This window comes from Pseudomonas sp. P7759 (assembly GCF_013386445.1).
Classification (GTDB): domain Bacteria; phylum Pseudomonadota; class Gammaproteobacteria; order Pseudomonadales; family Pseudomonadaceae; genus Aquipseudomonas; species Aquipseudomonas azotoformans_A.
Map to the genome: position 1 here is coordinate 1 of NZ_JACART010000106.1, position 1,084 is coordinate 1,084.

2 pseudogenes are annotated in these 1,084 nt (G+C 49.9%); one reads left to right on the forward strand and one right to left on the reverse strand.

Going from position 1 to position 1,084, the window contains the following annotated elements:
* Positions 1–174 (forward strand): annotated as a pseudogene (locus HX823_RS31370) (GDP-mannose pyrophosphatase); the annotation flags it as partial.
* Between the two features lie 472 nt (positions 175–646).
* Here HX823_RS31370 and HX823_RS31375 read toward each other — a convergent pair.
* Positions 647–1,084: pseudogene (locus HX823_RS31375) on the reverse strand (type IV secretion protein Rhs); the annotation flags it as partial.

The following is a 1,084-nucleotide window of genomic DNA, read 5'->3' on the forward strand; positions in this document are numbered from 1 at the left end:
GGGGATCGGGTGGGGAGTGGTGGTGGGCTGGAAGAGGAGGGTGAGGATATCGAGGTGCTGGAGCTGGGGTTTGAACAGGCGCTGGGGATGGTGCAGAGTGGGGAGATTGTGGATGGGAAGACGATTATGTTGTTGCAGCATTTGGAGTTGCGGATGCTCAAAGAAGGGTGGTGAGTGGGTTAGCTAGAGTGTGATCACTTATTGTTGTGAGCATCCCACAACGGGCGCCCCTAACATTTGTGCGGTGCTCATCTGTGTGGGTTACGTATTTGTTGGGTACAGAAAGACTCTGCTCGCCCTCAGATCGACACAGCCGGATCTTTGAGTAGTGGGGCCATCAAACTCAACCAGAAGTACAGAGTCGCCAAACTGTAGTGCTGCACATTCTTCGTTCGTGATTTGAATGAGCTCAGCTGTTATTCGAGTGACACCGTTTAGATAGGAGATATTGGGGCTTTTACCTGTGGAGTGCGTGATGTTCGTCCCCCAAGAGAACACTTCATCAAGGTCAAACTCTACATCCATCTCATCGCCTATTGTGGGCGCGGTTCCTGCCCATAAGGCGGTGCTGCTTCCGGCGAACGAGTGGAAGCCCACAAGTATAGTGTCCATCTCATGAAGCACTTCGGTAATCCGTATTTTCATATCACTTCTTCAGTAGTGGGACTCTTATAACAGTGTTATCTACATTCATGGTGTTGGTTTTAAGCTCAAGTGTCCATGTTTCCTCGTGATAGTGATGCTTACTTGGTTTGCTGTTCATTTCATGTGAACCATAACGAATGCTTCTTTTTGCATCACCAGAAACTATTCTGTCGAGATCGGGCATTCCTGTCCGTGGGTTGGTGTTCGTGTGAGGGCCTGGCCCTAGAAAATCATCCCATTTACGAGTGGTGTCCTCCGGTTTAACGGGTTTATTGGCAAAGATTTCTTTGTGATATCCCATCTTAGGCGGGATATCTGAGGGTATGGGGCTGAGTGGCCCGCCTTCATTGGCGTTTGCCTTCGTTCCTTCGATGGTTGGCTTGCATTTATCTTCGCCGGGACATGGGCTCAATCCTAATGGATCCACCCATCCCGTAGG